Origin of the sequence: Glycomyces sp. NPDC046736, assembly GCF_040645615.1 — a bacterium.
GTDB lineage: Bacteria > Actinomycetota > Actinomycetes > Mycobacteriales > Micromonosporaceae > Glycomyces.
Map to the genome: position 1 here is coordinate 59,908 of NZ_JBEYYO010000021.1, position 22,392 is coordinate 82,299.

Consider the following 22,392-nt stretch of genomic DNA (forward strand, 5'->3'; position numbering starts at 1 on the left):
CGGCGACGGTAAGATGGCCCGCGACGAAACCGTTCTTTAACAGACCGTCCAGTGAGGCGGAGAAGGAGGTTCGCGTGGTTTCCCCTGCCCTCAGGCAGCACGAGGACGACCCGTCGGGCAAGCAGATCCTGTCCAGTGAGGACATCGGCCGCATCCTCGACCGCATCGCCCACCAGATCCTCGAGAAGACCAAGGGCGCCCCCGACACTTTGCTCCTGGGCATCCCCACCCGCGGCGTGGCGCTCGCCGGCAGGCTCGCCGACCGCATCCGCCGCTTCGCCGACATCGACGTCCCCGCCGGGACCCTCGACATCACCCTCTACCGCGACGACCTGCGCCGCCACGCCATGCGGGCCCTCGGGCCCACGGAGCTGCCGCCCGGCGGCGTGGACGACCAGCGCGTGATCCTCGTCGACGACGTGCTCTACTCCGGGCGCACCGTGCGCGCCGCGCTCAACGCGCTGTACGACCTCGGCCGCCCCGCCAGCGTCCAGCTCGCGATCCTGGTCGACCGCGGCCACCGCGAGCTGCCCATCCGCGCCGACTACGTCGGCAAGAACATCCCCACCGCCCGCGACGAGAACGTGGCCGTGCGCCTGACCGAGTACGACGGTCTCGACGCGGTGGTCCTGACCGGAGGCCGGGAGCGATGAAGCACCTGCTCACCACCAAGGAGCTCACCCGCGAAGAGGCGGAGCTCATCCTCGACGTCACGCAGCAGATGGCCGACGCGGTCACCGGCCGCGAGGTCCCCAAGCTCCCGGCGCTGCGCGGGCGCACCGTCGTGAACCTCTTCTACGAGGACTCCACCCGCACCCGCACCTCGTTCGAGACCGCGGCCAAGCGCCTGAGCGCCGATGTGGTCAACTTCGCGGCCAAGACCTCCAGCGTCAACAAGGGGGAGAGCCTGCGCGACACGGCCCTGACCCTCCAGGCCATGGGCGCCGACGCGGTGATCATCCGCCACCCCGCCGCGGGCGCGCCGCAGCGGCTCACCGAGTGGCTCGACGGCGCGGTGCTCAACGCCGGGGACGGCACCCACGCCCACCCCACGCAGGCCCTGCTCGACGCCTACACGATGCAGAAGCGCCTCGGCGGGATCGAGGGCCGCACCGTGGCGATCGTGGGGGACATCCTCCACTCGCGCGTGGCCCGCTCCAACGTGTGGCTGCTGTCCAAGCTCGGCGCGAACGTGCGCCTGGTCGGCCCGCCCACGCTGCTGCCCAAGGACATCGGCGACTGGCCCGTCGAGATCGGTTACGACCTCGACGCGAGCCTCAAGGGCGTCGACGCGGTGATGATGCTCCGCGTCCAGCGCGAACGCCAGCACGCCTCGTTCTTCCCCACCGCCAACGAGTACGCGCGCCTGTACGGCCTCGACGAGCGGCGCCTCGCCCTCATGCCCGACCACGCGATCGTGATGCACCCCGGCCCGATGAACCGCGGCATGGAGATCGCCGCCTCGGTCGCCGACTCGCCGCGCGCCACGATCACCGAACAGGTGACCAACGGCGTGTGGGTCCGCATGGCCGTCCTCTACCTGCTGCTGACGAACGGAGAGACCCGGTGACCAAGCCAGTCCTCATCAAAGGGGCCGACCTGATCGGCAAGGGCCGAAGCGACGTCCTGGTCAAGGACGGCCGCGTGGCCGAGATCGGCTCGCTCAGCGCGACCGATGCCGACGTGGTCGACGCCGACGGCCTGGTGCTCCTGCCCGGCCTCGTCGACCTCCACACCCACCTTCGCGAGCCGGGCCGCGAGGACGCCGAGACCGTCCTGACCGGCACCCGCGCCGCCGCCAAGGGCGGCTACACCGCCGTGTGCGCCATGGCCAACTCCAACCCGGTGGCCGACACCGCCGGGGTCGTCGAGCAGGTCGCCGCGCTCGGCCGCGCCGCCGGGTACGCCGACGTGCAGCCCATCGGCGCGGTCTCGATCGGCCTCGAAGGCCAGCGCCTCGCCGAGATCGGCGCGATGGCGAACTCCGCGGCGAACGTGCGGATGTTCTCCGACGACGGCCACTGCGTGTCCGACCCGGTCCTGATGCGCCGCGCGCTCGAATACGTCAAGACCTTCGGCGGGCTCATCGCCCAGCACGCCGAGGAGCCGCGTCTGACCGAAGGCGCGCAGATGAACGAGGGCCCCGTCTCGGCCGAGCTCGGCCTGCCCGGTTGGCCCGCGGTCGCCGAAGAGGCCATCATCGCCCGCGACGTGCTCCTGGCCGAGTACACCGACGCGCGCGTGCACTTCTGCCACGTCTCGACCGCCCGCTCGGTGGACATCATCCGCGAGGCCAAGGCCCGGGGCGCGAAGGTCACCGCCGAGGTCTGCCCGCACCACCTGCTCCTCACCGACGAGGCCGTGCGCTCCTACGACCCGGTGTTCAAGGTCAACCCGCCGCTGCGCCGCGAGGCCGACGTGCACGTGCTGCGGGCCGCGCTCGCCGAAGGCGTGATCGACGCCGTGGCCACCGACCACGCCCCGCACGCCTTGCAGGACAAGGAATGCGAGTGGGCCGCGGCCCGCCCGGGGATGCTCGGGCTGGAGACGGCGCTGTCGATCTCGGTGCTCGCCCTCGGCGGCCCCAAGGACGTCGACTGGGACGTGCTGGCCGAGCGCACCTCCCGCACCCCGGCGCGCATCGCCGGGCTCGAAGCCCACGGCCGCGACCCGCAGCCCGGTGTCGAGGCCAACTTCACCCTGGTCGACCCGGCCGCGACCTGGACCGTGGTCCCCGAGGGCCTCGCGTCCCTGTCGCGCAACACCCCTTACGCCGGGAGCGAACTCCCGGTCACCGTCGAGGCGACGTTCCTGCGGGGACGCGCCACCGTGCTGAACGGCAAGATCCAAGAGGAGACGACCGAATGAGCAGTCGAGCACCAGCGATCCTCGTCCTCGAGGACGGCCGCGTCTTCCGCGGCGAGGCCTTCGGCTCGGTCGGCGAGACCTTCGGCGAGGCCGTCTTCAACACTGGCATGACCGGCTACCAGGAGACCCTGACCGACCCGTCCTACTACGGGCAGGTCGTGGCACAGACCGCGCCGCAGATCGGCAACACCGGTTGGAACGACGAGGACGACGAGTCCCGCCGCATCTGGGTCGCCGGGTACGTGGTGCGCGACCCCTCCCGCGTCACCTCGAACTGGCGGGCCAAGCGGGGCCTGGAGGACGAGCTGTCCTCCCAGGGGATCGTGGGCATCTGCGAGGTCGACACCCGCGCCCTGACCCGCCACCTGCGCGAGGCCGGGGCCATGCGCGTGGGCATCTCCTCGCGCAGCACCGACGCCGAGGCGCTCCTGGCGAAGGTCCTCGCCTCTCCGCAGATGGCCGGCGCGAACCACGTCGGCGCGGTCACCACCGCCGAGCCCTACACGTACGCGGCCAAGGGCCCCCAGAAGTACACCGTGGCCGCCGTCGACCTCGGCATCAAGCGCAACACCCCGCGCCGCCTGGCCGAACGCGGCATCACCACCACCGTCTACCCGGCCACGGCCACGGTGGACGAACTGCTCTCGCAGGGCCCCGACGCGGTGTTCCTCTCCAACGGCCCAGGCGACCCCGCCACGGCCGGGCACCAGATCGAGGTCACCCGCGAGCTGCTGCGCCGCCGCGTCCCGGTCTTCGGCATCTGCTTCGGCAACCAGATCCTCGGCCGCGCGCTGGGCCTGGACACCTACAAGCTCAAGTACGGGCACCGCGGCATCAACCAGCCCGTGCTCGACCGCCACACCGGCAAGGTCGAGATCACCGCCCACAACCACGGCTTCGCCTTGGCCGCACCCGAATCCGGCGAGTTCTTCGAGACCGAGTTCGGCCGCGTCCAGGTCAGCCACGTGTGCCTCAACGACGACGTGGTCGAAGGCCTCACCTGCCTGGACGCGCCCGCCTACTCCGTGCAGTACCACCCCGAGGCCGCCGGCGGGCCGCACGACGCCGACTACCTGTTCGACCGGCTCGTCGAACTCATCCAGCACACCGAGGGGGCCCCGGCCAATGCCTAAACGCGACGACATCCAGCACGTCCTGGTCATCGGCTCCGGCCCCATCCAGATCGGCCAGGCCTGCGAGTTCGACTACTCCGGCACCCAGGCCTGCCGGGTCCTGCGCGAGGAGGGCCTGCGGGTCACCCTCGTCAACTCCAACCCGGCCACGATCATGACCGACCCCGAGTTCGCCGACGCGACCTACGTCGAGCCGATCACCACCGAGGTCATCGAGCAGATCATCGCCAAGGAGAAGCCCGACGCGCTCCTTGCCACCCTCGGCGGCCAGACCGCCCTCAACGCCGCCGTCGGCCTCCACGGCGCAGGGATCCTGGAGAAGTACGGCGTCGAGCTCATCGGCGCCGACATGGACGCCATCCAGCGCGGCGAGGACCGCCAGCAGTTCAAGGACGTGGTCCTCAAGGTTGGCGGCGAAGTGCCCCGCTCGGCCGTGTGCCACTCCATGGACGAGGTCCGCACCACCGTCGAGGACCTCGGCCTCCCCGTGGTCATCCGTCCCTCCTTCACCATGGGCGGCCTCGGCTCGGGCATGGCCCACACCTGGGAGGACGTCGACCGCATCGCCGGGAACGGCCTCGCCGAGTCGCCCACCACCGAGGTCCTCATCGAGGAGTCCGTGCTCGGCTGGAAGGAGTACGAGCTCGAGCTCATGCGCGACCAGAGCGACAACGTCGTGATCGTGTGCTCCATCGAGAACGTCGACCCGATGGGCGTCCACACCGGCGACTCGGTCACCGTCGCCCCCGCGATGACCCTCACCGACCGCGAGTACCAGCACATGAGGGACGTCGGCATCGCGATCCTGCGCGAGGTCGGCGTCGACACCGGCGGCTGCAACATCCAGTTCGCGATCGACCCGGCCACCGGCCGCATGATCGTCATCGAGATGAACCCGCGCGTCTCGCGCTCCTCGGCGCTGGCCTCGAAGGCCACCGGGTTCCCGATCGCCAAGATCGCCGCGAAGCTCGCCATCGGCTACACGCTCGACGAGATCCCCAACGACATCACCCGGGCCACCCCGGCCGCGTTCGAGCCTGCCCTGGACTACGTCGTGGTCAAGGTCCCGCGCTTCACGTTCGAGAAGTTCCCCGGCGCCGACCCGGTCCTGACCACCACCATGAAGTCCGTGGGCGAGGCCATGAGCCTGGGCCGGACCTTCCAGCAGGCCCTCCAGAAGGCCCTGCGCTCCACCGAGACCAAGGCCGCCGGGTTCTGGACCCGCCCCGACCCTGAGGGCGCGACCCTGGAGAACACGCTCGAAGCGCTCCGCACCGCCCACGACGGGACCCTCTACACCGCCGAGCGCGCCCTGCGCCTGGGCGCCACGGTCGACCAGGTCCACCAGGCCTGCAAGATCGACCCGTGGTTCCTCGACCAGGTCGCCCAGCTCATCGACCTGCGCGACGAGATCGAGGCCGCCGCCGTGGTCGACGAGGCGCTCCTGCGCCGCGCCAAGCGGGCCGGGTGCTCGGACGCCCAGATCGCGGCCCTGCGGCCCGAACTGGCCGGTGAGGCGGGGGTGCGGCGCCTGCGCCACCGCCTGGGCCTGCGCCCGGTCTTCAAGACCGTGGACACCTGCGCCGCCGAGTTCGAGGCCCACACGCCCTACCACTACTCGACGTATGAGGACGAGACCGAGGTCGCGCCTTCGAACCGCCCCAAGGTCATCATCCTCGGCTCGGGCCCCAACCGCATCGGCCAGGGCATCGAGTTCGACTACTCCTGCGTCCACGCCGTGCAGGCGCTGCGCGCGGTCGGATACGAGACCATCATGGTCAACTGCAACCCCGAGACCGTCTCCACCGACTACGACACCGCCGACCGGCTCTACTTCGAGCCGCTCACGTTCGAGGACGTCACCGAGGTCTTCAACGCCGAGCACGAGTCCGGCAAGGCCGCGGGCGGCCCCGGCGTCATCGGCGTCGTGGTCCAGCTCGGCGGCCAGACCCCCCTGGGCCTGGCCGAGCGCCTCGAAGCGGCCGGGCTCCCGGTCGTGGGCACCTCCCCGAAGGCCATCGACGCCGCCGAGGACCGCGGGGTCTTCGGGCGCCTCCTGGCCGAACTGGGCCTGGTCGCCCCCGCCGGTGGCACCGCCACCTCCTACGAGGAGGCCCGCGAGGTCGCCGCCCAGGTCGGCTACCCCGTCCTGGTCCGGCCCTCCTACGTGCTCGGCGGCCGCGGCATGGAGATCGTCTACGACGAGGACACCCTCGCCGGGTACATCTCCCGCGCCACCGACGCCAGTCCCGAGCACCCGATCCTGATCGACCGGTTCCTCGACGACGCGGTCGAGATCGACGTCGACTGCCTCTGCGACGGCGAGGACTTCTACCTCGGCGGCATCATGGAGCACATCGAGGAGGCCGGCGTCCACTCCGGCGACTCCTCGTGCGCGCTCCCGCCGATCACCCTCGGCGCGGCCGTCATCGCCCAGATCCGCGACTACACCGCCAAACTCGCGTTCGGCATCGGGGTGCGCGGCCTGATGAACGTCCAGTACGCCCTCAAGGACGAGCAGCTCTACGTCCTCGAAGCCAACCCGCGGGCCTCGCGCACCGTCCCGTTCGTCTCCAAGGCCACCGCGGTCCCGCTCGCGAAGGCCGCGGCCCGCATCGCCCTGGGCGCGACGATCGCCGAACTGCGCGATGAGGGGATGCTCCTGCCCGAAGGCGACGGCTCCGACGCCGGACCGGACGACCCGATCTCGGTCAAGGAGGTCCTGCTGCCGTTCAAGCGCTTCCGCACCGTCGAAGGCGCCGGGCTCGACGCGGTCCTGGGCCCGGAGATGAAGTCCACCGGCGAGGTCATGGGCATCGACGCCACGTTCGGCCTCGCGTTCGCCAAGGCCACGCTCGCCGTCTACGGGAAGCTCCCCACCTCGGGGAAGGTCTTCGTCTCGGTCGCCGACCGCGACAAGCGCTCCATCGTGTTCCCGGTGCGGCGCCTGGTCGACCTCGGCTTCACCGTCTACGCCACCGAAGGCACCGGCCTGGTCCTCAAACGCCACGGCATCGACTTCACCCCGGTCGCGCGCCACAGCCGCGCGGTCAAGTCCGAAGGCGAACTCGACGCGATCACCCTCATCGGGTCCGGCGAGATCGACCTGGTCATCACCACGCCCTCGGCCTCCTCGGGGCCGCGCACCGACGGCTGGGAGATCCGCTCGGCCGCCGTCGTGGCCGACGTCTCCTGCGTCACCACCATCCAGGGCGCGGCCGCCGCGACCCAGGCGATCGAGTCCGCCTCCCGCGGCGAGATCCGCGTCGCCTCCCTCCAGGAACTCCACCGCCGCCTCCGCGGCGCCGAGACCGCCGCGGCCTGATTCGCACCGGGCGGGCGCCAGACCCTGTCGCCCGCCCGGCGAACTGACGTATACAGGAACGAACATGCTGTATCAGAAACTGGCCCGACCGGTCCTGTTCAGGATCGGACGCGGCGACGCCGAGAAAGCGCACGACACCACGCTGCGCTGGCTCTCCCGCCTGTCCTCCCAACGCCAGGCCCGCAACGCGCTCATCAAGCTCAACCAGGTGAGTGCCCCGGTCACCGTGTGCGGCATCCCGTTCCCCAACCCGATCGGCCTGGCCGCCGGGATGGACAAGAACGGCCGCGCTCTCGGCGCGTGGCCCGCGCTCGGCTTCGGCTTCGCCGAGATCGGCACCGTGACCGCTCAGCCCCAGCCCGGCAACCCCGCGCCCCGGATGTTCCGGATGCCGCGCTCGGAGGGCATCGTCAACCGCATGGGCTTCAACAACGACGGCGCGCAGGCCCTGGCGGCCCGCCTGGCCGCCGCGCCCGCGGTCAACTGCCCGCTGGGCATCAGCATCGGCAAGTCCAAGGTCGTGCCCCTCGATGGCGCGGTCGAGGACTACCTCCAGTCGATGCGGTTCCTCTACCCCTTCGCCGACTACTTCGCGGTCAACGTGTCCTCGCCCAACACCCCGGGTCTGCGCCAGCTCCAGGACGCAGCGTCCCTGCGCCACCTGCTCGGTTCGCTGCGGACCGAGGGCGAACGCCTCGCGGCCGGGCGCACCCCGCGCCCGATCCTGGTCAAGATCGCCCCCGACCTCACCGAACCGGCGATGGCCGAACTCTTGGAGGTCTGCCTGGAGACCGGGGTGTCCGGGGTGATCGCGACCAACACCACGATCGGCCGCGACCGGGTCGACCCGGTCGACGACGCCGTGGCCGCCGAACCGGGCGGCATGTCCGGCAGGCCGCTCACCGAGATCTCCCGCGAGATCGTGCGCTTCGTCCACACCGAGACCGGCGGGCGGCTCCCGATCATCGGCTCGGGCGGCGTCATGACCGCCGACGACGCCAAAGCCATGTTCGACGCGGGCGCCAGCCTCGTCCAGATCTACTCCGGGCTCATCTACTCAGGGCCCGCTCTCGTGCGCCGCAGCGTGCGCCGCTACAAGGCCGGCGGCGCCCGCCGCAGCGTCCACACCCCCTAGCGAAGGATCGCCAATGCCCACTGCCAAGGACTTCGGTACCCGAGCCCACCACCTGTCGCGCTCGCGCGGCCCGCTGTGCGCCGGGATCGACCCGCACGGCGCGCTGCTCCAGCACTGGGGCCTGGACGACGACCTCGCCGGGGCCGAGCGCTTCGCGATGACGCTCGCCGAGGCGCTCGCCGAGGAATGCGCGTTCATCAAGCCGCAGTCGGCGTTCTTCGAACGCTTCGGCTCGGGCGGCGTGGCCCTGCTCGAACGGGTGATCGCCGAATGCCGCCGCGCCGGGGCCCTGGTGATCCTCGACGTCAAGCGCGGCGACATCGGCTCCACGATGGCCGCGTACGCGCAGGCCTACCTCGACCCGGCCTCGCCGCTGGCGGTCGACGCGATCACCGTCAGCCCCTATCTGGGGACCGGTTCGCTCCAGCCCGCGTTCGACCTGGCCTCGGCCCACGGCAAGGGCCTGTTCGTGCTGGCCCGCACCTCCAACCCCGAGGGCAAGCAGGTCCAGATGGCCAAGCGCCGCGACGGGAAGTCGGTGGCGCAGAGCGTCATCGACGAGGTCGAAGAGCGCAACGCCGGCGCCGACCCGATGGGCTCCTTCGGGATCGTCATGGGCGCCACGATCGGTGCGTGCGCCGCCGAAGGCGAGGCCCGCCTGCGTGAGTCGACTTACGGAATCACCCACACCACCGCAAGCCAACGTGACTCCGCTCACGACTTGTCCCAGTTCAACGGCCCCATCCTGGTCCCGGGCATGGGCGCCCAAGGCGGGAAGCCGAGTGATCTTCCGCGCGTCCTCGGCGCCGCCGCGAGCTTCGCAATCCCGTCCTATTCGCGACAAATCGCGCAGCCGGGACCCGCCGTAGCGAGCATTCGCGCCGCCGCGGCGGCCCTCCAGGACGAATGCCGATCCGCGATGGGGGAATAAACCGGGGATTTCGGGGCTCCGGAAATGCCCGCCCCCCGGTCGCAGGCGTGTCGGACCCTGGGGTTACCGTTCCCGAGCTGGGTATGCTTCACCGATACCCGCACGTCAAGGTCCACAGGGACGAAAACCACGACTGCAAGGAGACCCCGTGCCGCTCCCTAAACTGACTCCGGAACAGCGCGCCGCAGCCCTTGAGAAGGCCGCCGCGGCCCGCAAGGCCCGCGCCTTGCTCAAGGAGAAGCTGAAGTCGGGCGAGACCACCCTGGAAGCGGTCCTCAAGTCCGCTGCCACCGACGACATCTCGGGCAAGATGAAGGTCTCGGCCGTGCTCAAGGCCCTCCCGGGCATCGGCGACAAGCGCGCCACCCAGATCATGGAGAAGCTCAAGATCGCCGACTCCCGTCGGCTGCGCGGCCTCGGCGAGCACCAGCGCGCCGCGCTTCTGGATGAATTCAAGGGCGACCAGGCCTAAGTTCGGGTAGTAGTAGTCGAGTGAGCATCGATCGTCATCACGCGGCCCTCGCCCAGCGCCTGACAGTGCTCTCCGGCCCGTCCGGAGTGGGCAAGGGCAGCGTCAAGGCCCTCATCCAGGAGTACTACCCGTGGGTCTGGCTCTCCGTGAGCTGCACGACCCGCAAGCCGCGCCCGGGTGAGGTCGACGGCGCCGACTACCACTTCGTGTCGACCGAGCAGTTCGAGTCGATGATCGCCGCGGGGGAGTTCCTTGAATGGGCCTCCTACGCGGGGAACCTCTACGGAACCCCCCGCGGCCCGGTCGAGGAGCGCCTGCGCGCCGGACTCCCGGCGCTGCTGGAGATCGAACTGCAAGGGGCCCGCCAGGTCCGCCGGGCGATGCCCGACGCGCAGCTGGTGTTCCTGGCCCCGCCGTCGTGGGACGAGCTCGTCCGCCGCCTCACCGGGCGGGGGACCGAGGACGCGGCCACGATCGAGCGCCGCCTGGGCGCCGCCCGTCAGGAACTCGCCTCTGAGGCCGAGTTCGATCACACAGTCACGAACGTGTCGATCGAGCAAGCGGCCGCAGAACTGGTAGAGTTGCTCAGTTCTCCCGCTTTCGCCACGGCGAAACTCGCGAGCCGCGGTTAGCCCCGCGGCTGTCGGAGACTTCTGAGCACCACGAGTCGCACACGAAGGATTACACGTGTCAGGGACTGTCGCCGACCCGGTCGGCATCACCAACCCGCCGATCGACGACCTGCTCGAGAAGAGCCAGTCGAAGTACCAGCTGGTCATCTACTCGGCCAAGCGGGCCCGTCAGATCAACGCCTACTACTCCCAGCTCGGCGAAGGCCTGCTGGAGTACGTCGGCCCCCTCGTCGAGACCACTCCCGAGGAGAAGCCGCTGTCGATCGCCATGCGCGAGCTCGACCGGGGCCTCCTCGAGACGAAGGCCTTCGACGACCCCGAGGCGTAGTTGAACGTCGTCCTGGGCGTGTCAGGCGGCATCGCCGCCTACAAAGCCTGTATTCTGCTCCGCCTCCTGCGTGAATCCGGCCACGACGTGCACGTGATTCCGACCGAGGCAGCCTTGAAGTTCGTCGGTGAAGCCACCTGGGAGGCCCTGTCGGGCCACCCGGTGGCTTCCGGCGTGTTCTCGGACGTGTCCGAGGTCAAGCACGTGCGCCTCGGCCGCGAGGCCGACCTCGTCGCGGTCGTCCCGGCCACGGCCGACCTGTTGGCCCGCGCGGCCTCGGGCCGCGCCGACGACCTCTTGACCTCCACGCTCTTGACCGCGACCTGCCCGGTGGTCTTCGCTCCGGCGATGCACACCGAGATGTGGGCGCACCCGGCCACCGTCGCGAACGTGGCGACGCTGCGCGAAAGGGGCGTCCACGTCGTCGAACCCGACTCGGGCCGCTTGACCGGCGCCGACACCGGCCCCGGCCGCCTTCCCGAGCCCGAGGCGCTGTACGCCCTGCTCAAGGGCTTCCTGTCCTCCCCGGCGCGCGACCTGGTGGGCCGCAAGGTACTCGTCTCGGCCGGCGGCACCCGCGAGCCGATCGACCCGGTGCGGTTCATCGGGAACCATTCTTCGGGCCGCCAGGGCATCGCGATCGCCGCCGCGGCCGCCGCGCGCGGCGCCGACGTGCACCTCATCGCCGCGCACATCGACGCGCCGCTGCCCGCGGGGGTCAGAGTCGAGCGCGTCTCGACCACCGGTGAGCTCTACGAGGCCACCGTCAAGGCCGCCGCCGAAGCCGACGCCGCGGTCCTGGCGGCCGCGCCCGCCGACTTCAAGCCGAAGGCCGCCGCCGACCGCAAGCTCAAGCGCAAGGGCGACATCGACCTGTCGCTGACCTCGACGCCCGACATCGCCGCCGCCGTCGGCGCCGCCAAGGGCGAGGACCAGGTCCTCGTCGTTTTCGCGGCCGAGACCCACGACGGTGTCGAGCACGCCCAGTCCAAGCGCGCCGCCAAAGGCGCCGACCTGGTGGTGCTCAACGACGTCTCAGGCGGGGCCGTGTTCGGTTCGACCGAGAACTCGGTCACGATCTTCGACGAACGTGGCGTGGTCGACGCTCGCGAGGCCGCTTCCAAGGAGTCCGTGGCCGACGCCATCTGGGACGCCGTATCCGCACGTCTCCCGGTGGGTGGACGGGACTGACACCGCCTCGGTCCTGCGCGGCGACTTGGTGGGAAGATCGGAAGCGCATAGACTTGTGAGCTGCGAAGTCAGTCGAATAGCGCCGCTTGGCGGCGTGGATGTGTGTTGAGGAGTGCCGTGGCACGTCGCCTGTTCACCTCCGAGTCGGTCACTGAGGGCCACCCGGACAAGATCGCCGACCAGATCTCCGACGGGATCTTGGACGCCCTGCTGGGCGAGGACCCCGGAAGTCGGGTGGCGGTCGAAACCCTCATCACCACCGGTCAGGTGCATGTCGCGGGCGAGGTGACGACCCACGCGTACGCCGACATCCCCCGCATCGTGCGCGAGACGATCCTGCGGATCGGCTACGACTCGTCCAAGAAGGGCTTCGACGGCGCCTCGTGCGGCGTGAACGTCTCGATCGGCGGCCAGAGCCCCGACATCGCCCAAGGCGTCGACAAGGCCTGGGAGTCCCGTGTGGACTCCGCCGAGCTCGACGAGCTCGACCTCCAGGGCGCGGGCGACCAGGGCCTGATGTTCGGGTTCGCGTGCCGCGAGACCCCTGAACTGATGCCGCTGCCGATCGCGCTGGCGCACCGCCTGTCGCAGCGCCTGACCGAGGTCCGCAAGGACGGCACCGTGCCGTACCTGCGCCCGGACGGCAAGACCCAGGTCACCATCGAATACGACGGGAACCGTCCGGTGCGCCTGGACACCGTGGTGGTCTCCAGCCAGCACGCCCCGGACATCTCGCTGGACTCGCTGCTCGCGCCCGACGTGGCCGAGCACGTGATCGCGCCGGTCGTCTCGGGGCTCGACCTCGACATCGAGGACTACAAGCTCCTGGTCAACCCCACCGGCCGTTTCGAGATCGGCGGCCCGATGGGCGACGCGGGCCTGACCGGCCGCAAGATCATCGTCGACACCTACGGCGGCTACGCCCGCCACGGCGGCGGCGCGTTCAGCGGCAAGGACCCCTCGAAGGTCGACCGCTCCGCCGCGTACGCGGCCCGCTGGGTCGCCAAGAACGTGGTGGCCGCCGGCCTCGCCGAACGCTGCGAGGTCCAGGTCGCCTACGCCATCGGCAAGGCCAAGCCCGTGAGCCTCGCCGTCGACACCCTCGGCACCGGCACGGTCGACCCCGCCCGCATCGAACGCGCGGTCCTCGACGTCTTCGACCTCCGCCCCGCCGCCATCATCCGCGACCTCAACCTCATCCGCCCCATCTACTCCAAGACGGCCGCCTACGGCCACTTCGGCCGAGAACTCCCCGAATTCACCTGGGAAGCAACCGACCGAGCAGCAGCCCTAAAAGAAGCCGTCAACTAGGCCCCGACCGGAGCCCCCGCCGCGATGCGGCGGGGGCTCCGGCGTTCGCTCCTGCTCGATATGATGCGGTCTCACCTGTGCCCCCAATGAGGAAAGGCCGCACCCCTCGTGAAACTCCGTGCCACGCTGGCCGCGTTGACCGTCGCTCTGGGCGTCATCGCCGCCGGGGTCGTCCCCTCCAGCGCACACGCCGATGGCGCCGACCCGAACTCGCTGCTGTTCGCCGACTTCGAGAACGGCGACATCAAGTCCGGATACCCAGACATCGACCACAACAAGTTCGCCCCGTACTCGGTCAAGATCGCCAGCTCAGGTCGCGACAGCGGTGCCTCCGTGCATCACGAGCTGCGCCAAGGCGACGAACCGCAGGCCGGTGGCATGCGCGCCGAGAGCGACGCGTTGCATTTCCCGCCTGCGCGGTTCGGCGTGGGCGACACCCGTTACTACGCCTTCAGCGTCTATCTCCCCAGCACCTGGGAGTACGACAGCCTGACCGAGGACATCGTCTTCCAGTGGCACAACACGCCCAAGGGGACCGAGCCCTGCGAGCCCACGAAGACGCCGAGCGCCTTCCTGGCGGTCCACCCGCACAACGGCGGCGAGTGGCGTCTGCGCGTCAACTCCGACCCGAACCCGTGCACGACCCCCGAGACGATCGCGAAGACCCACCTCGGCCTCGGATCGCTCGCACTCGGCCAGTGGACCGACTTCGTGTTCCGCTTCGACTGGGCCTATGACGCCTCGGGCGAGATCGAAGTGTGGAAGCGCACGAGCGGCAATCCCACTTGGGCGTATGCGCACCACGACGGCCCGAACACCTACAACGACAACCACGACAGCGGCTACATCAAATGGGGCATCTACAAGCCGGGCTGGAACGGCGGTGCGGTGAGCGACGTCGACAAGCGGGCGGTCTTCCACGACAACATCGCGGTGGGCACCACCTGCGCGTCGGTCATGCCCACGGGGTGGGCCCCGCCATGCGCTGCTGCGCCCGCCGCGCCGTCGCACGACTCGGGGCACCCGACCCCAGCGGTCACGTTCGATCCTCCCGCGACCCGCACCCGGCGCTCGCGCTGACGCCCCCTGGGTTCGACCGGGCGCCCTCGGTTCGTCGGTGGGGGCCGGTACGTTTGTCGGATGGGTGAGTCTTCGGGGATTGCGGCGGTCTGTATTGATCAGGCTTTGCCGCAGCTCGATCGGCTCTTTGACTATCGGATTCCTGAGGATCTTGCCGACCAGGTGAGACCTGGGTGTCGGGTGAAGGTTCGGTTCGGGAGTCGGAAGGTTTCCGGGTTCGTGATCGAGGTGAAGCCGTCTACGGACTTCACCGGGAAGCTGTTGTGGGTCTCCGACCTCGTCTCGCCTGAGGTCGTGGTCAGTGCCGAGGTCGCTCGGCTCGCTCGGGCTGTGGCCGATCGGTATGCCGGGACGCTCGCTGATGTGCTGCGACTGGCGGTGCCTGAGCGGCGGGTTCGGGTTGAGGCCGAGGCCGTGGGGGAGGCGCTGCCGGTGGCCGCGCCCGATTCGCGGGCTTGGCGGAGGTACAACGCGGGCGAGGCATTTCTACGCGCGTTGCGGGAGACCAAGTCGCCGAAGGCAGTGTGGGGCGCGCTCGCGGGGGAGGACTGGCCCGCACGATTCGCCGAGGCCGCTGCGGCGACCGCTTCGGCCGGGCGTGGTGCGGTCCTCGTGGTGCCTGACCAGGCCGACCTCGATCGCCTCGATGCCGCGCTCGCGGCCGTGCTCGGGCCGGATCGGCATGTCACGCTCTCGGCTCAGATGGGGCCGACCAAGCGCTACCGGGCCTTCCTGAAGGCCGCGCGCGGCGAGGTCCGCGTCGTTGCGGGGACCCGCGCCGCCGCTTTCGCTCCTGTGGCCGATCTCGGGCTGGTCACGATCTGGGACGACGGGGACGAGTCGCATGTGGACCGACACGCACCCTATCCCCATGCGCGCGAAGTGATCCTGACCCGTGCGAACCTCGCCGACGCGGCCTGTCTCGTGGGCGGCTACGGCCGCACTCCGCAAGCGCAGTTGCTGGTCGAGACCCGGTGGGCCGTCGACATGACCGCCCCCAGGGACGAGATCCGCAGCGCCACACCGCGAATCGTCCCCATCGGCGACGAGGCCGACCTCGAACGCGACCCCTCCGGCGGTACCGCCCGGCTCCCCACGGTCGCTTGGGAGGCCGCCCGAGCTGCCCTCGCGGCCGACCGTCCCGTCCTCGTCCAGGTCCCCAGGCGCGGCTATGTTCCGGCCGTCTCGTGCCAGCGCTGCCGTACCCGAGCGGCGTGCCCGAACTGCTCCGGTCCGCTGCGGCTCCTGGGGGCGCGCCGCGCCCCCGTATGCGGCTGGTGCGGCACGATGGTCGACTTCCGTTGTGCCGAATGCGGTTCGGGCCGTGTCCGCGCGGTCATCATCGGTGCCGAGCGCACCGCCGAAGAACTCGCGCAGGCGTTCCCGGGCGTGCAAGTGGTCGAGTCGACCGGTGCGGAGCGCCTTGATGCGGCCCCAGGCGGCGCGGCCGTCGTCGTCGCCACCCCCGGGGTCGAACCCCTTGCGCTGGAAGGCTACGGCGCGGTGCTGCTGCTCGACACGTGGGCGCTGCTCACCCGTGCCGAGCTGACCGCGTCCGAAGAGGCCTTGCGCCGCTGGATGAACGCGATCGCCCTCGCTCGCCCGGACGGGACCGCGGTGGTGGTCGCCGACGGCGGCTTGGCGGTCGTCCAAGCGCTCTTGCGCTGGGACCCGGCCTGGTTCGCCGCGCGCGAACTCGCCGAGCGCGCCGAGCTCGGGTTCCCGCCGGTGATGAAGTTCGCGGCCCTGACCGGCCCCAACGGCGAGGCCGAGAAGCTCGCCGCCGACCTCCCCTCCGACCTCGGCGTCGAGGCCATCGGCCCGATCCCGGTCGACGAGCACACTGAACGCCTCCTCCTGAGAGTCCGCCGCCGCGACGGCGCCGCCCTGGCCTCGACCCTCGCCAAAGCCACCGCCGAACGAGCCTCCGCCAAAGCCGACCCGGTGAGAATCCAAATAGACCCCCGCGAAATCGCCTGACCCGGCGGGTTCAGTGCAGGTCGGTGTTGGCGAAGATCCAGTCGATCTCGTCGCGGAGGGCCTCATCGTCGGGGCTCGGGTTCGGGCAGCGGGGCGTCTGAGGGGCTCGAGGGCGGAGTCTACACAGGATCGCCGCCGGGGCTTGCCTCCGGGTTGCGGACGCGGTCGAGGTAGGCGGCTATGGCGTCTCTGTTCTTGAGGACGCATTCGGCTTTTCGGGTCATGCGGTCGCGTTGCTCTTCGAGGAGGGCGAGCATGTCGGGTTCGGGGTCGGGGAAGTAGATGTCGCGGGGGCCGCCGAGGCAGGGGAGGATCTGCTTGATGATCTTGACGGGGACGCCGGCTTCGAGGAGGCCCCGGATCTGGGTGACGCGGTCGATGTTGTGGTCGCCGAAGTCGCGGTAGCCGTTGGGGGAGCGCTCAGCGGCGATGAGGCCGTGCTGCTCGTAGTAGCGCAGCAGGCGCGGGGAGGCGCCGGTGTGTTTCGCGAGCTCGCCGATTCTCATGTGCGCTGCCTCACTTCGAGTGGACTATGACATTAGTGTCAAGGTTAGACCCTTCAGGGATGACCGAAACGACCCTCCCGGGGCCCGCCGCCGACACCGCCGCGCCCGAGCGGCTGCCCGTGTTCGGGCTCCTCGCGCTCAGCACCGCCGTGTTCATCACCGTCATCACCGAGGCCCTGCCCGCCGGGCTCCTGCCGGGCATGCGCGCCTCGCTCGGGGTGAGCGAGTCGGCGATGGGCCAGGCGGTCACCGTGTACGCGATCGGCACCGCTCTCACCGTGATCCCCCTGTCGACCCTCACCGCCGGGTGGGGCCGCAAACCGGTGCTGCTCATCGCGATGGCCGGGTTCGTCGTCGCCAACACCGTCACCGCCCTCTCCTCCGACTACGCGCTCACCATGGGCGCGAGGTTCGTCGCGGGCATGGCCGCGGGCCTGTCGTGGGCCCTCATGGTCGGCTACGCGCGCCGCATGGCCCCGCCCGCCCTGCAAGGCAAGGCCATCGCGATCGTCATGGCCGGGATCCCGCTCGCACTGGCCCTCGGCGTCCCGGTCGGCACGTTCATCGGCGGGGCCTTCGGCTGGCGCGAGGCCTTCGGCGTCATGTCCGCGCTCGCCGTCGCCGCGATCGTGTGGATCTGGGCGATCGTGCCCGACTTCCCCGGCCAGCGCCCCGAGCACCGCGTCCCGGTCCTGCGCGCCGCGCGGATCCCCGGCGTGCCCGCGATCATGGCCGTGATCGCGGTCTACGTGGTCGCGTTCAACCTGCTGTACACCTACATCGCGACGTTCCTGGAGCGCGCGGGCCTGGGCGGCTCGATCGACCGCATCCTGCTCGTGTTCGGCCTGGCCGCGATCGCCGGGATCTGGATCGTCGGCGCGCACATCGACCGCAGGCTGCGCGCCCTGACGATCGCGACCCTGGCCCTGACCGGCATCGCCGCTGCCGCCCTCGCGGTGTTCGCCGAGCAGCCCGCGCTGGTCTACGTCGCGATCGCCTTGTGGGGCCTGGGCCACGGCGGCCTGCCTACACTCCTCCAGACCGCGGCCGGTCAGGCCGGAGCCAAAGCCGCCGACGCCGTCCAGGCCCTGGTGGTGACGCTGTGGAACGCGGCCACCGCCGCGGGCGGCGCGCTCGGCGGCCTCGTGCTCGCCTGGCACGGCCCGGTGGCGCTGGCCTGGCTCATGGCCGCGCTCACCGTCCCGATCGTGGCCCTGGCGGTGCTGTCGCGCAGGCACGCGTTCCCGCGTTAGCGCGAGGGCCGCATACGCAGAGCGCGGGCCACACCTGGGTTTCTCGCCGCCTCGAGGGCACTCGCCCGCAGGCGATTCACTCCGCTTCACCCGTCCGCGGGCGCCGCACCGACCTCCACAGGCCGCGCAGGCGCTCGCGGAAGAAGTACCCGACGGCGAGCGCGATGAGCACGAACGGGATCGCGATCGGCAGGACCGTGGTGAACCCGAGGACCACGATCAAGGCCTCCACGCCGATGAGTGAGACGACGCCCATGTACCCGAACATGGTGAGCGCCTGCATGCGCCACACCATGGCCGCCAACGCGGTCCGAACCCGGTCGATCACCGTTCATGTATAGCAGCCCGGACGCTCAGCACACGGGACCCGGCGCGGCCGCCGTCGCCCTCGCGAGGTCGCGCACCAGGTCGAGGTCCACCTTGCCCGGGCTGGAGAACCTGAGGCAGCCCTTGCCCATGTCGTGGCCCGCGAGGCGCTCGGCGAACGCCTCCTTGAGGTCGGTCCGCAGCAGGTACACCGAGATGTACCGCTTCTGCGACGCGAACCCGACCTCGGTCACGCCCTCGTGCTCGTAGCAGGGCATCCCGTAGGCCATGACCTCGCGGAAGTCGGTCAGTTCGGCCCGCATCACGTCGCGGATCGCGGTCACGACCTCGCGGCGGTCCTCGGGGAGTTCGGCCAGGTACTCGTCCACCGTCGCCGCTGCGCTGCTCACCATGCCCCAAACGTAGCGCCGCCGCGTGCGCCGCCGATGAGTTTCGGCGCGCGGGCTCGTCTCAACTGATGCAATCGGAACACGGCCGCGACTTCGATGCGGCTCACTTCGGAAGGACGCAGCCATCATGCAGAAGATCGTCACCAACATCTGGTACACCGGCGACGCCGAGGAGGCCGTCGACTTCTACGCCGGGCTCTTCGACGACGCGAAGATCACCAGCACCATCCCGTTCGTCGAGGACGCCCACGGCACCCCCGGCCAGGCCATGGTCGTCAACTTCGACCTCGCCGGGCAGTCGTTCACCGCCATCAACGGCGACGACTCCGCCAAGCACGACCACGCGATGTCCCTGCTCGTCAACTGCGACGACCAGGCCGAAGTCGACCGCTACTGGGACGCGATCCTCGCCGGAGGCGGCAAGGAGATCCAGTGCGGCTGGATCGCCGACAAGTGGGGCGTCAACTGGCAGATCTGGCCCACCGAGGCCGACCGGTACGTCGGCGGCCCCGACAAGGACGCCGCCGTGCGCGCCGTCCAGGCCATGTACCAGATGAAGAAGATCGACCTCCAAGCCCTCAAGGACGCCTACGGGGGCAAATAGCGGCCCGCCCGGTCCCCCGCACGGGGGACCGGGGCCGCACCCCCGAGGGAGGCGCCGGCCCCGAGGACGCGCGAAGCTGGACCGGTGAACACCGTCCGCCGCTGGCACAATGGCCCCATGCGCCTCCTCGCCCCGCTCTGGTCCCGCGCCACCTACCGCGGCTGGGTGTGGGTCATCCTCGGCGGCGCCCTGATGATGCCGTTCATGATGGTCGGCGCCGTCGTCCACAGCTTCATCGACCCCGCGGCCGGATTCAGCGGCATCCTCGACCCCCGCGTCTACCTCGCCGTCCTCCCGCTCGTGGCCGCCGCCTCGCTGCTCCTGCCCGACCGCGAAGTCGAACGCACGGCCGCCCGCCGCCTCCTCGCCGCCGAGTTCGCCTCGCCCGCCGACGAGGACTCCTGGAACTCGCGCTGGCGCACCGGCGCCTGGTTCACCCTCCACGCCGCCGTCGGCGGCCTCCTCTCGGGCCTCACGCTCGCCGTGATCCCCTTCGCGGCCTACCTGATCTTCTTCGGCGCGGGCCTGACCTTCGGGGTCATCGACGAGGCGCCCGCGTTCTACTCCGACTCCACGGTCGTCTGGGGCCTGCTCACCGGCCCGACCTACCTCGTGTGCCTCGTCGCGATCGTGGCCGCCTCCATCCGTGGCATGAAGGCCCTCGCGCCGCGCCTCCTCGGCCAAGGCGCCGCCGACCGCCTCGCCGCCTCCCGCGCCGAGGCCGCCCGCCTCGCCGCCCGCAACCGCATCGCCCGCGAACTGCACGACTCGGTCGGCCACGCCCTCTCCGTGGTCGCCATCCAGTCCGCCGCCGCGGCCCGCGTCATCGACTCAGACCCCGGCTTCGCCGCCCAGGCCATGAACGCCGTCAGCGACACCGCCCGTGGCGCGCTCGCCGAACTCGACGCCGTGATCGGCGCGCTCCGGGAGGATCGCGACGACCACCGCGGCCCCCAACGGGACCTCACCGACCTCGAAGCGCTCGCGGCCGAATCAGGCGTCGACGTCGACCTCACCGTCACCGGCGACCGCGAGGCCCTCGGACGCCTCGCCTCCCGCGAGACCTACCGGATCGTCCAGGAATCGCTCACCAACGTCCTGCGCCACGCCGACGAGCCCCGCGCCGCCGTCACCGTCGCGATCGGCGAGCGCGACGCCTGCGTCAGCGTCGTCAGCCCCGCCGCCCGCAGGCCCCGCGGACGCGCGGGCGGGAGGGGCCTCATCGGCATGGCCGAACGCGCCGCCGTCCTCGGCGGCACCGCCGACACCGCCTGGACCCCCGGCCGGTGGACCGTCACCGCCGCCGTCCCGCTCGCCTCCACCGAACCGAAAGGCCGCCCATGACCGCGCCGCTGCGCATCGCCCTCGTCGACGACGAGGCCCTGATCCGCTCCGGGTTCGCCGCCATCATCGGCGCCGAACCCGACCTGGAGGTCGTGGCCGAAGGCGCCGACGGCGTCGACGCGCTCGCCATCGCCCGCTCCGGCAAGGCCGACGTCATCCTCATGGACGTGCGCATGCCCAAAGTCGACGGCATCCAGGCCACCGAACGCATCGTCGCCGAACTCGAAGCGCCCCCAAAGATCCTCGTCGTCACCACCTTCGACAACGACGACTACGTGTGGCAGGCGCTGCGCGCCGGCGCCGACGGGTTCCTGCTCAAACGCACCCGCCTCGAAGACCTCCTCGCCGCCGTGCGCCTGGTCGCCCGCACCGACGCGCTCCTGTTCCCCGAGGCCGTGCGCCGCCTCGCCGCCGCCGCGCCCGCCCGCAAGGCCCCCAAAGGCATCGCCGACCTCTCCGAACGCGAACGCGAAGTGCTCGTCCTGGCCGCCCGGGGCCTGTCCAACGCCGAGATCGCCGCCGAGCTCTACCTCGGCCGCGAGACCGTCAAAACCCACCTGAGCAGCGTCTACACCAAACTCGCCGTCCGCGACCGCACCCAAGCCGTGATCGCCGCCTACGAAGGCGGCCTGGTCTGAGAACGACACGGGAGCGCTGATCGCGGGCTCCCGTCACACGCGTGTGCCATCGTTGAAGGGTGAAGGCCAACCTCGCCGACCTCGCCCGGCTGCGCCGGGCCCGCGACACCATGGACCGCGACTACGCGCAGCCCCTCGACGTCCCCGCGCTCGCGCGCGTCGCCCTCATGTCCTCGGGGCACTTCTCGCGGTCCTTCCGCGCCGCCTACGGCGAGACCCCCTACAACTACCTCATGACCCGCCGCATCGAACGCGCCAAAGCCCTCCTGCGCCGCGGCGACCTTTCCGTCACCGAAGTCTGCTTCGCGGTCGGCTGTACCTCCCTCGGCTCGTTCAGCTCCCGCTTCACCGAACTGGTCGGCGAGAGCCCCAGCGCCTACCGCGCCCGCGGCCACGACGAGGGCGCGACCATCCCCGCCTGCGTCGCCAAGATCTACACCAGACCGGTCAGGAATGGAGAAGCGAAGCCCTCCACCCGCACCTAGCATGGGTTTCATGAGCATCAACGTTTCCACCACCTTCATCGCCGTCGACGACCACGACAAGGCGCTGGCCTTCTACCGCGACGCTTTGGGCTTCGAAGTCCGCAATGACGTCGGGTTCGAGGGCATGCGCTGGGTCACCGTCGGCTCGCCCGACCAGCCCGACGTGGACGTGGTCTTGGAGCCGCCCGTCGCCGACCCGAACGCCTCCGACGAGGACAAGGAGGCCGCCGCGGTGCTCCTGGCCAAGGGCCTCCTGCGCGGCGTGATCCTCTCCACCGACGACGTGGACGCCGCGTTCGAGCAGGTCCGCGCCACCGGCGCCGAGGTCCTCCAGGAGCCGACCGACCAGCCCTACGGCGTGCGCGACTGCGCGTTCCGCGACCCCGCGGGCAACATGGTGCGGCTCAACCAAGCCCAGTGATCCTCGCGGCGCCCGGCAACCGATCGGGCGCCGCCGAGT

General features: G+C 70.7%; 23 protein-coding genes. 20 read left to right on the forward strand and 3 right to left on the reverse strand.

Features of this window, described 5'->3' with window-relative positions:
• Positions 1 to 74 precede the first annotated feature (74 nt).
• From pyrR to AB0B28_RS19270, 14 genes are all read left to right on the forward strand, one after another.
• A complete protein-coding gene (gene pyrR, locus AB0B28_RS19205) occupies positions 75 to 653 on the forward strand; it encodes a bifunctional pyr operon transcriptional regulator/uracil phosphoribosyltransferase PyrR (RefSeq protein WP_360123041.1) in 579 nt (192 codons plus the stop codon).
• Positions 650 to 1,570, forward strand: a complete 921-nt coding sequence (locus tag AB0B28_RS19210; RefSeq protein ID WP_360123044.1) for an aspartate carbamoyltransferase catalytic subunit — start codon at positions 650 to 652, stop codon at positions 1,568 to 1,570. The genes pyrR and AB0B28_RS19210 overlap by 4 nt, the downstream gene beginning before the upstream one ends.
• On the forward strand, positions 1,567 to 2,868 hold the full coding sequence (locus tag AB0B28_RS19215) for a dihydroorotase (RefSeq protein ID WP_360123047.1): 1,302 nt from the start codon (positions 1,567 to 1,569) through the stop codon (positions 2,866 to 2,868). The genes AB0B28_RS19210 and AB0B28_RS19215 overlap by 4 nt, the downstream gene beginning before the upstream one ends.
• Positions 2,865 to 4,001: a glutamine-hydrolyzing carbamoyl-phosphate synthase small subunit gene (carA, locus tag AB0B28_RS19220; protein WP_360123050.1), complete on the forward strand. Its 1,137-nt coding sequence runs from the start codon at positions 2,865 to 2,867 to the stop codon at positions 3,999 to 4,001. Before AB0B28_RS19215 ends, carA begins: the two co-directional genes overlap by 4 nt.
• Positions 3,994 to 7,326, forward strand: coding sequence for a carbamoyl-phosphate synthase large subunit (gene carB / locus AB0B28_RS19225; protein WP_360123053.1), 3,333 nt, complete (start codon positions 3,994 to 3,996; stop codon positions 7,324 to 7,326). The genes carA and carB overlap by 8 nt, the downstream gene beginning before the upstream one ends.
• Positions 7,327 to 7,390: 64 nt before the next feature.
• Positions 7,391 to 8,461, forward strand: a complete 1,071-nt coding sequence (locus AB0B28_RS19230) for a quinone-dependent dihydroorotate dehydrogenase (protein WP_360123056.1) — start codon at positions 7,391 to 7,393, stop codon at positions 8,459 to 8,461.
• A 13-nt stretch (positions 8,462 to 8,474) separates the two neighbouring features.
• Positions 8,475 to 9,392: an orotidine-5'-phosphate decarboxylase gene (gene pyrF, locus AB0B28_RS19235; RefSeq protein ID WP_360123059.1), complete on the forward strand. Its 918-nt coding sequence runs from the start codon at positions 8,475 to 8,477 to the stop codon at positions 9,390 to 9,392.
• Between the two features lie 148 nt (positions 9,393 to 9,540).
• Complete coding sequence (gene mihF / locus AB0B28_RS19240; protein WP_136528615.1) at positions 9,541 to 9,864, forward strand: integration host factor, actinobacterial type; 324 nt, start codon at positions 9,541 to 9,543, stop codon at positions 9,862 to 9,864.
• Positions 9,865 to 9,884: 20 nt separating this feature from the next.
• A complete protein-coding gene (gene gmk / locus AB0B28_RS19245) occupies positions 9,885 to 10,496 on the forward strand; it encodes a guanylate kinase (protein ID WP_360123062.1) in 612 nt (203 codons plus the stop codon).
• A 55-nt stretch (positions 10,497 to 10,551) separates the two neighbouring features.
• The gene (gene rpoZ / locus AB0B28_RS19250; RefSeq protein WP_360123065.1) at positions 10,552 to 10,824 is read left to right on the forward strand and encodes a DNA-directed RNA polymerase subunit omega; all 273 of its coding nucleotides are present in this window, start codon (positions 10,552 to 10,554) and stop codon (positions 10,822 to 10,824) included.
• Positions 10,825 to 12,015 carry a bifunctional phosphopantothenoylcysteine decarboxylase/phosphopantothenate--cysteine ligase CoaBC gene (gene coaBC / locus AB0B28_RS19255; protein ID WP_360123068.1) on the forward strand — a complete coding sequence of 397 codons (1,191 nt, stop codon included), beginning with the start codon at positions 10,825 to 10,827 and terminating at the stop codon, positions 12,013 to 12,015.
• 117 nt (positions 12,016 to 12,132) lie between these two features.
• Entirely contained in the window at positions 12,133 to 13,326 is a 1,194-nt protein-coding gene (gene metK, locus AB0B28_RS19260; RefSeq protein ID WP_360123071.1) for a methionine adenosyltransferase, read from the forward strand.
• Between the two features lie 108 nt (positions 13,327 to 13,434).
• Positions 13,435 to 14,406 (forward strand): polysaccharide lyase, encoded by a 972-nt coding sequence (locus AB0B28_RS19265; protein ID WP_360123074.1) that lies wholly within the window; start codon positions 13,435 to 13,437, stop codon positions 14,404 to 14,406.
• 60 nt (positions 14,407 to 14,466) lie between these two features.
• Positions 14,467 to 16,386, forward strand: a complete 1,920-nt coding sequence (locus AB0B28_RS19270; protein ID WP_360123077.1) for a primosomal protein N' — start codon at positions 14,467 to 14,469, stop codon at positions 16,384 to 16,386.
• Between the two features lie 119 nt (positions 16,387 to 16,505).
• Here AB0B28_RS19270 and AB0B28_RS19275 read toward each other — a convergent pair whose 3' ends face one another.
• On the reverse strand, positions 16,506 to 16,892 hold the full coding sequence (locus AB0B28_RS19275; RefSeq protein WP_360123080.1) for a MerR family transcriptional regulator: 387 nt from the start codon (positions 16,890 to 16,892) through the stop codon (positions 16,506 to 16,508).
• 59 nt (positions 16,893 to 16,951) lie between these two features.
• On the opposite strand from AB0B28_RS19275, the gene AB0B28_RS19280 reads away from it, so the two are divergent.
• Positions 16,952 to 18,145: an MFS transporter gene (locus AB0B28_RS19280; protein WP_360123083.1), complete on the forward strand. Its 1,194-nt coding sequence runs from the start codon at positions 16,952 to 16,954 to the stop codon at positions 18,143 to 18,145.
• Between the two features lie 76 nt (positions 18,146 to 18,221).
• On the opposite strand, the gene AB0B28_RS19285 is transcribed toward AB0B28_RS19280, so the two are convergent.
• On the reverse strand, positions 18,222 to 18,473 hold the full coding sequence (locus tag AB0B28_RS19285) for a hypothetical protein (RefSeq protein ID WP_360123086.1): 252 nt from the start codon (positions 18,471 to 18,473) through the stop codon (positions 18,222 to 18,224).
• Between the two features lie 25 nt (positions 18,474 to 18,498).
• A complete protein-coding gene (locus AB0B28_RS19290) occupies positions 18,499 to 18,864 on the reverse strand; it encodes a DUF1801 domain-containing protein (protein ID WP_360123089.1) in 366 nt (121 codons plus the stop codon).
• Positions 18,865 to 18,988: 124 nt separating this feature from the next.
• Here AB0B28_RS19290 and AB0B28_RS19295 point away from each other — a divergent pair, with 124 nt between their 5' ends.
• The 5 genes from AB0B28_RS19295 to AB0B28_RS19315 all read left to right on the forward strand — a co-directional run bounded on the left by AB0B28_RS19295 (position 18,989) and on the right by AB0B28_RS19315 (position 22,353).
• Positions 18,989 to 19,465 (forward strand): VOC family protein, encoded by a 477-nt coding sequence (locus AB0B28_RS19295; RefSeq protein ID WP_360123092.1) that lies wholly within the window; start codon positions 18,989 to 18,991, stop codon positions 19,463 to 19,465.
• A 117-nt stretch (positions 19,466 to 19,582) separates the two neighbouring features.
• Positions 19,583 to 20,809: a histidine kinase gene (locus tag AB0B28_RS19300; protein ID WP_360123095.1), complete on the forward strand. Its 1,227-nt coding sequence runs from the start codon at positions 19,583 to 19,585 to the stop codon at positions 20,807 to 20,809.
• A complete protein-coding gene (locus tag AB0B28_RS19305; protein ID WP_360123098.1) occupies positions 20,806 to 21,447 on the forward strand; it encodes a response regulator transcription factor in 642 nt (213 codons plus the stop codon). Before AB0B28_RS19300 ends, AB0B28_RS19305 begins: the two co-directional genes overlap by 4 nt.
• A 110-nt stretch (positions 21,448 to 21,557) precedes the next feature.
• Positions 21,558 to 21,932, forward strand: coding sequence for a helix-turn-helix transcriptional regulator (locus AB0B28_RS19310; RefSeq protein WP_360123191.1), 375 nt, complete (start codon positions 21,558 to 21,560; stop codon positions 21,930 to 21,932).
• 10 nt (positions 21,933 to 21,942) lie between these two features.
• Positions 21,943 to 22,353, forward strand: coding sequence for a VOC family protein (locus AB0B28_RS19315; protein ID WP_360123101.1), 411 nt, complete (start codon positions 21,943 to 21,945; stop codon positions 22,351 to 22,353).
• Positions 22,354 to 22,392 lie beyond the last annotated feature (39 nt).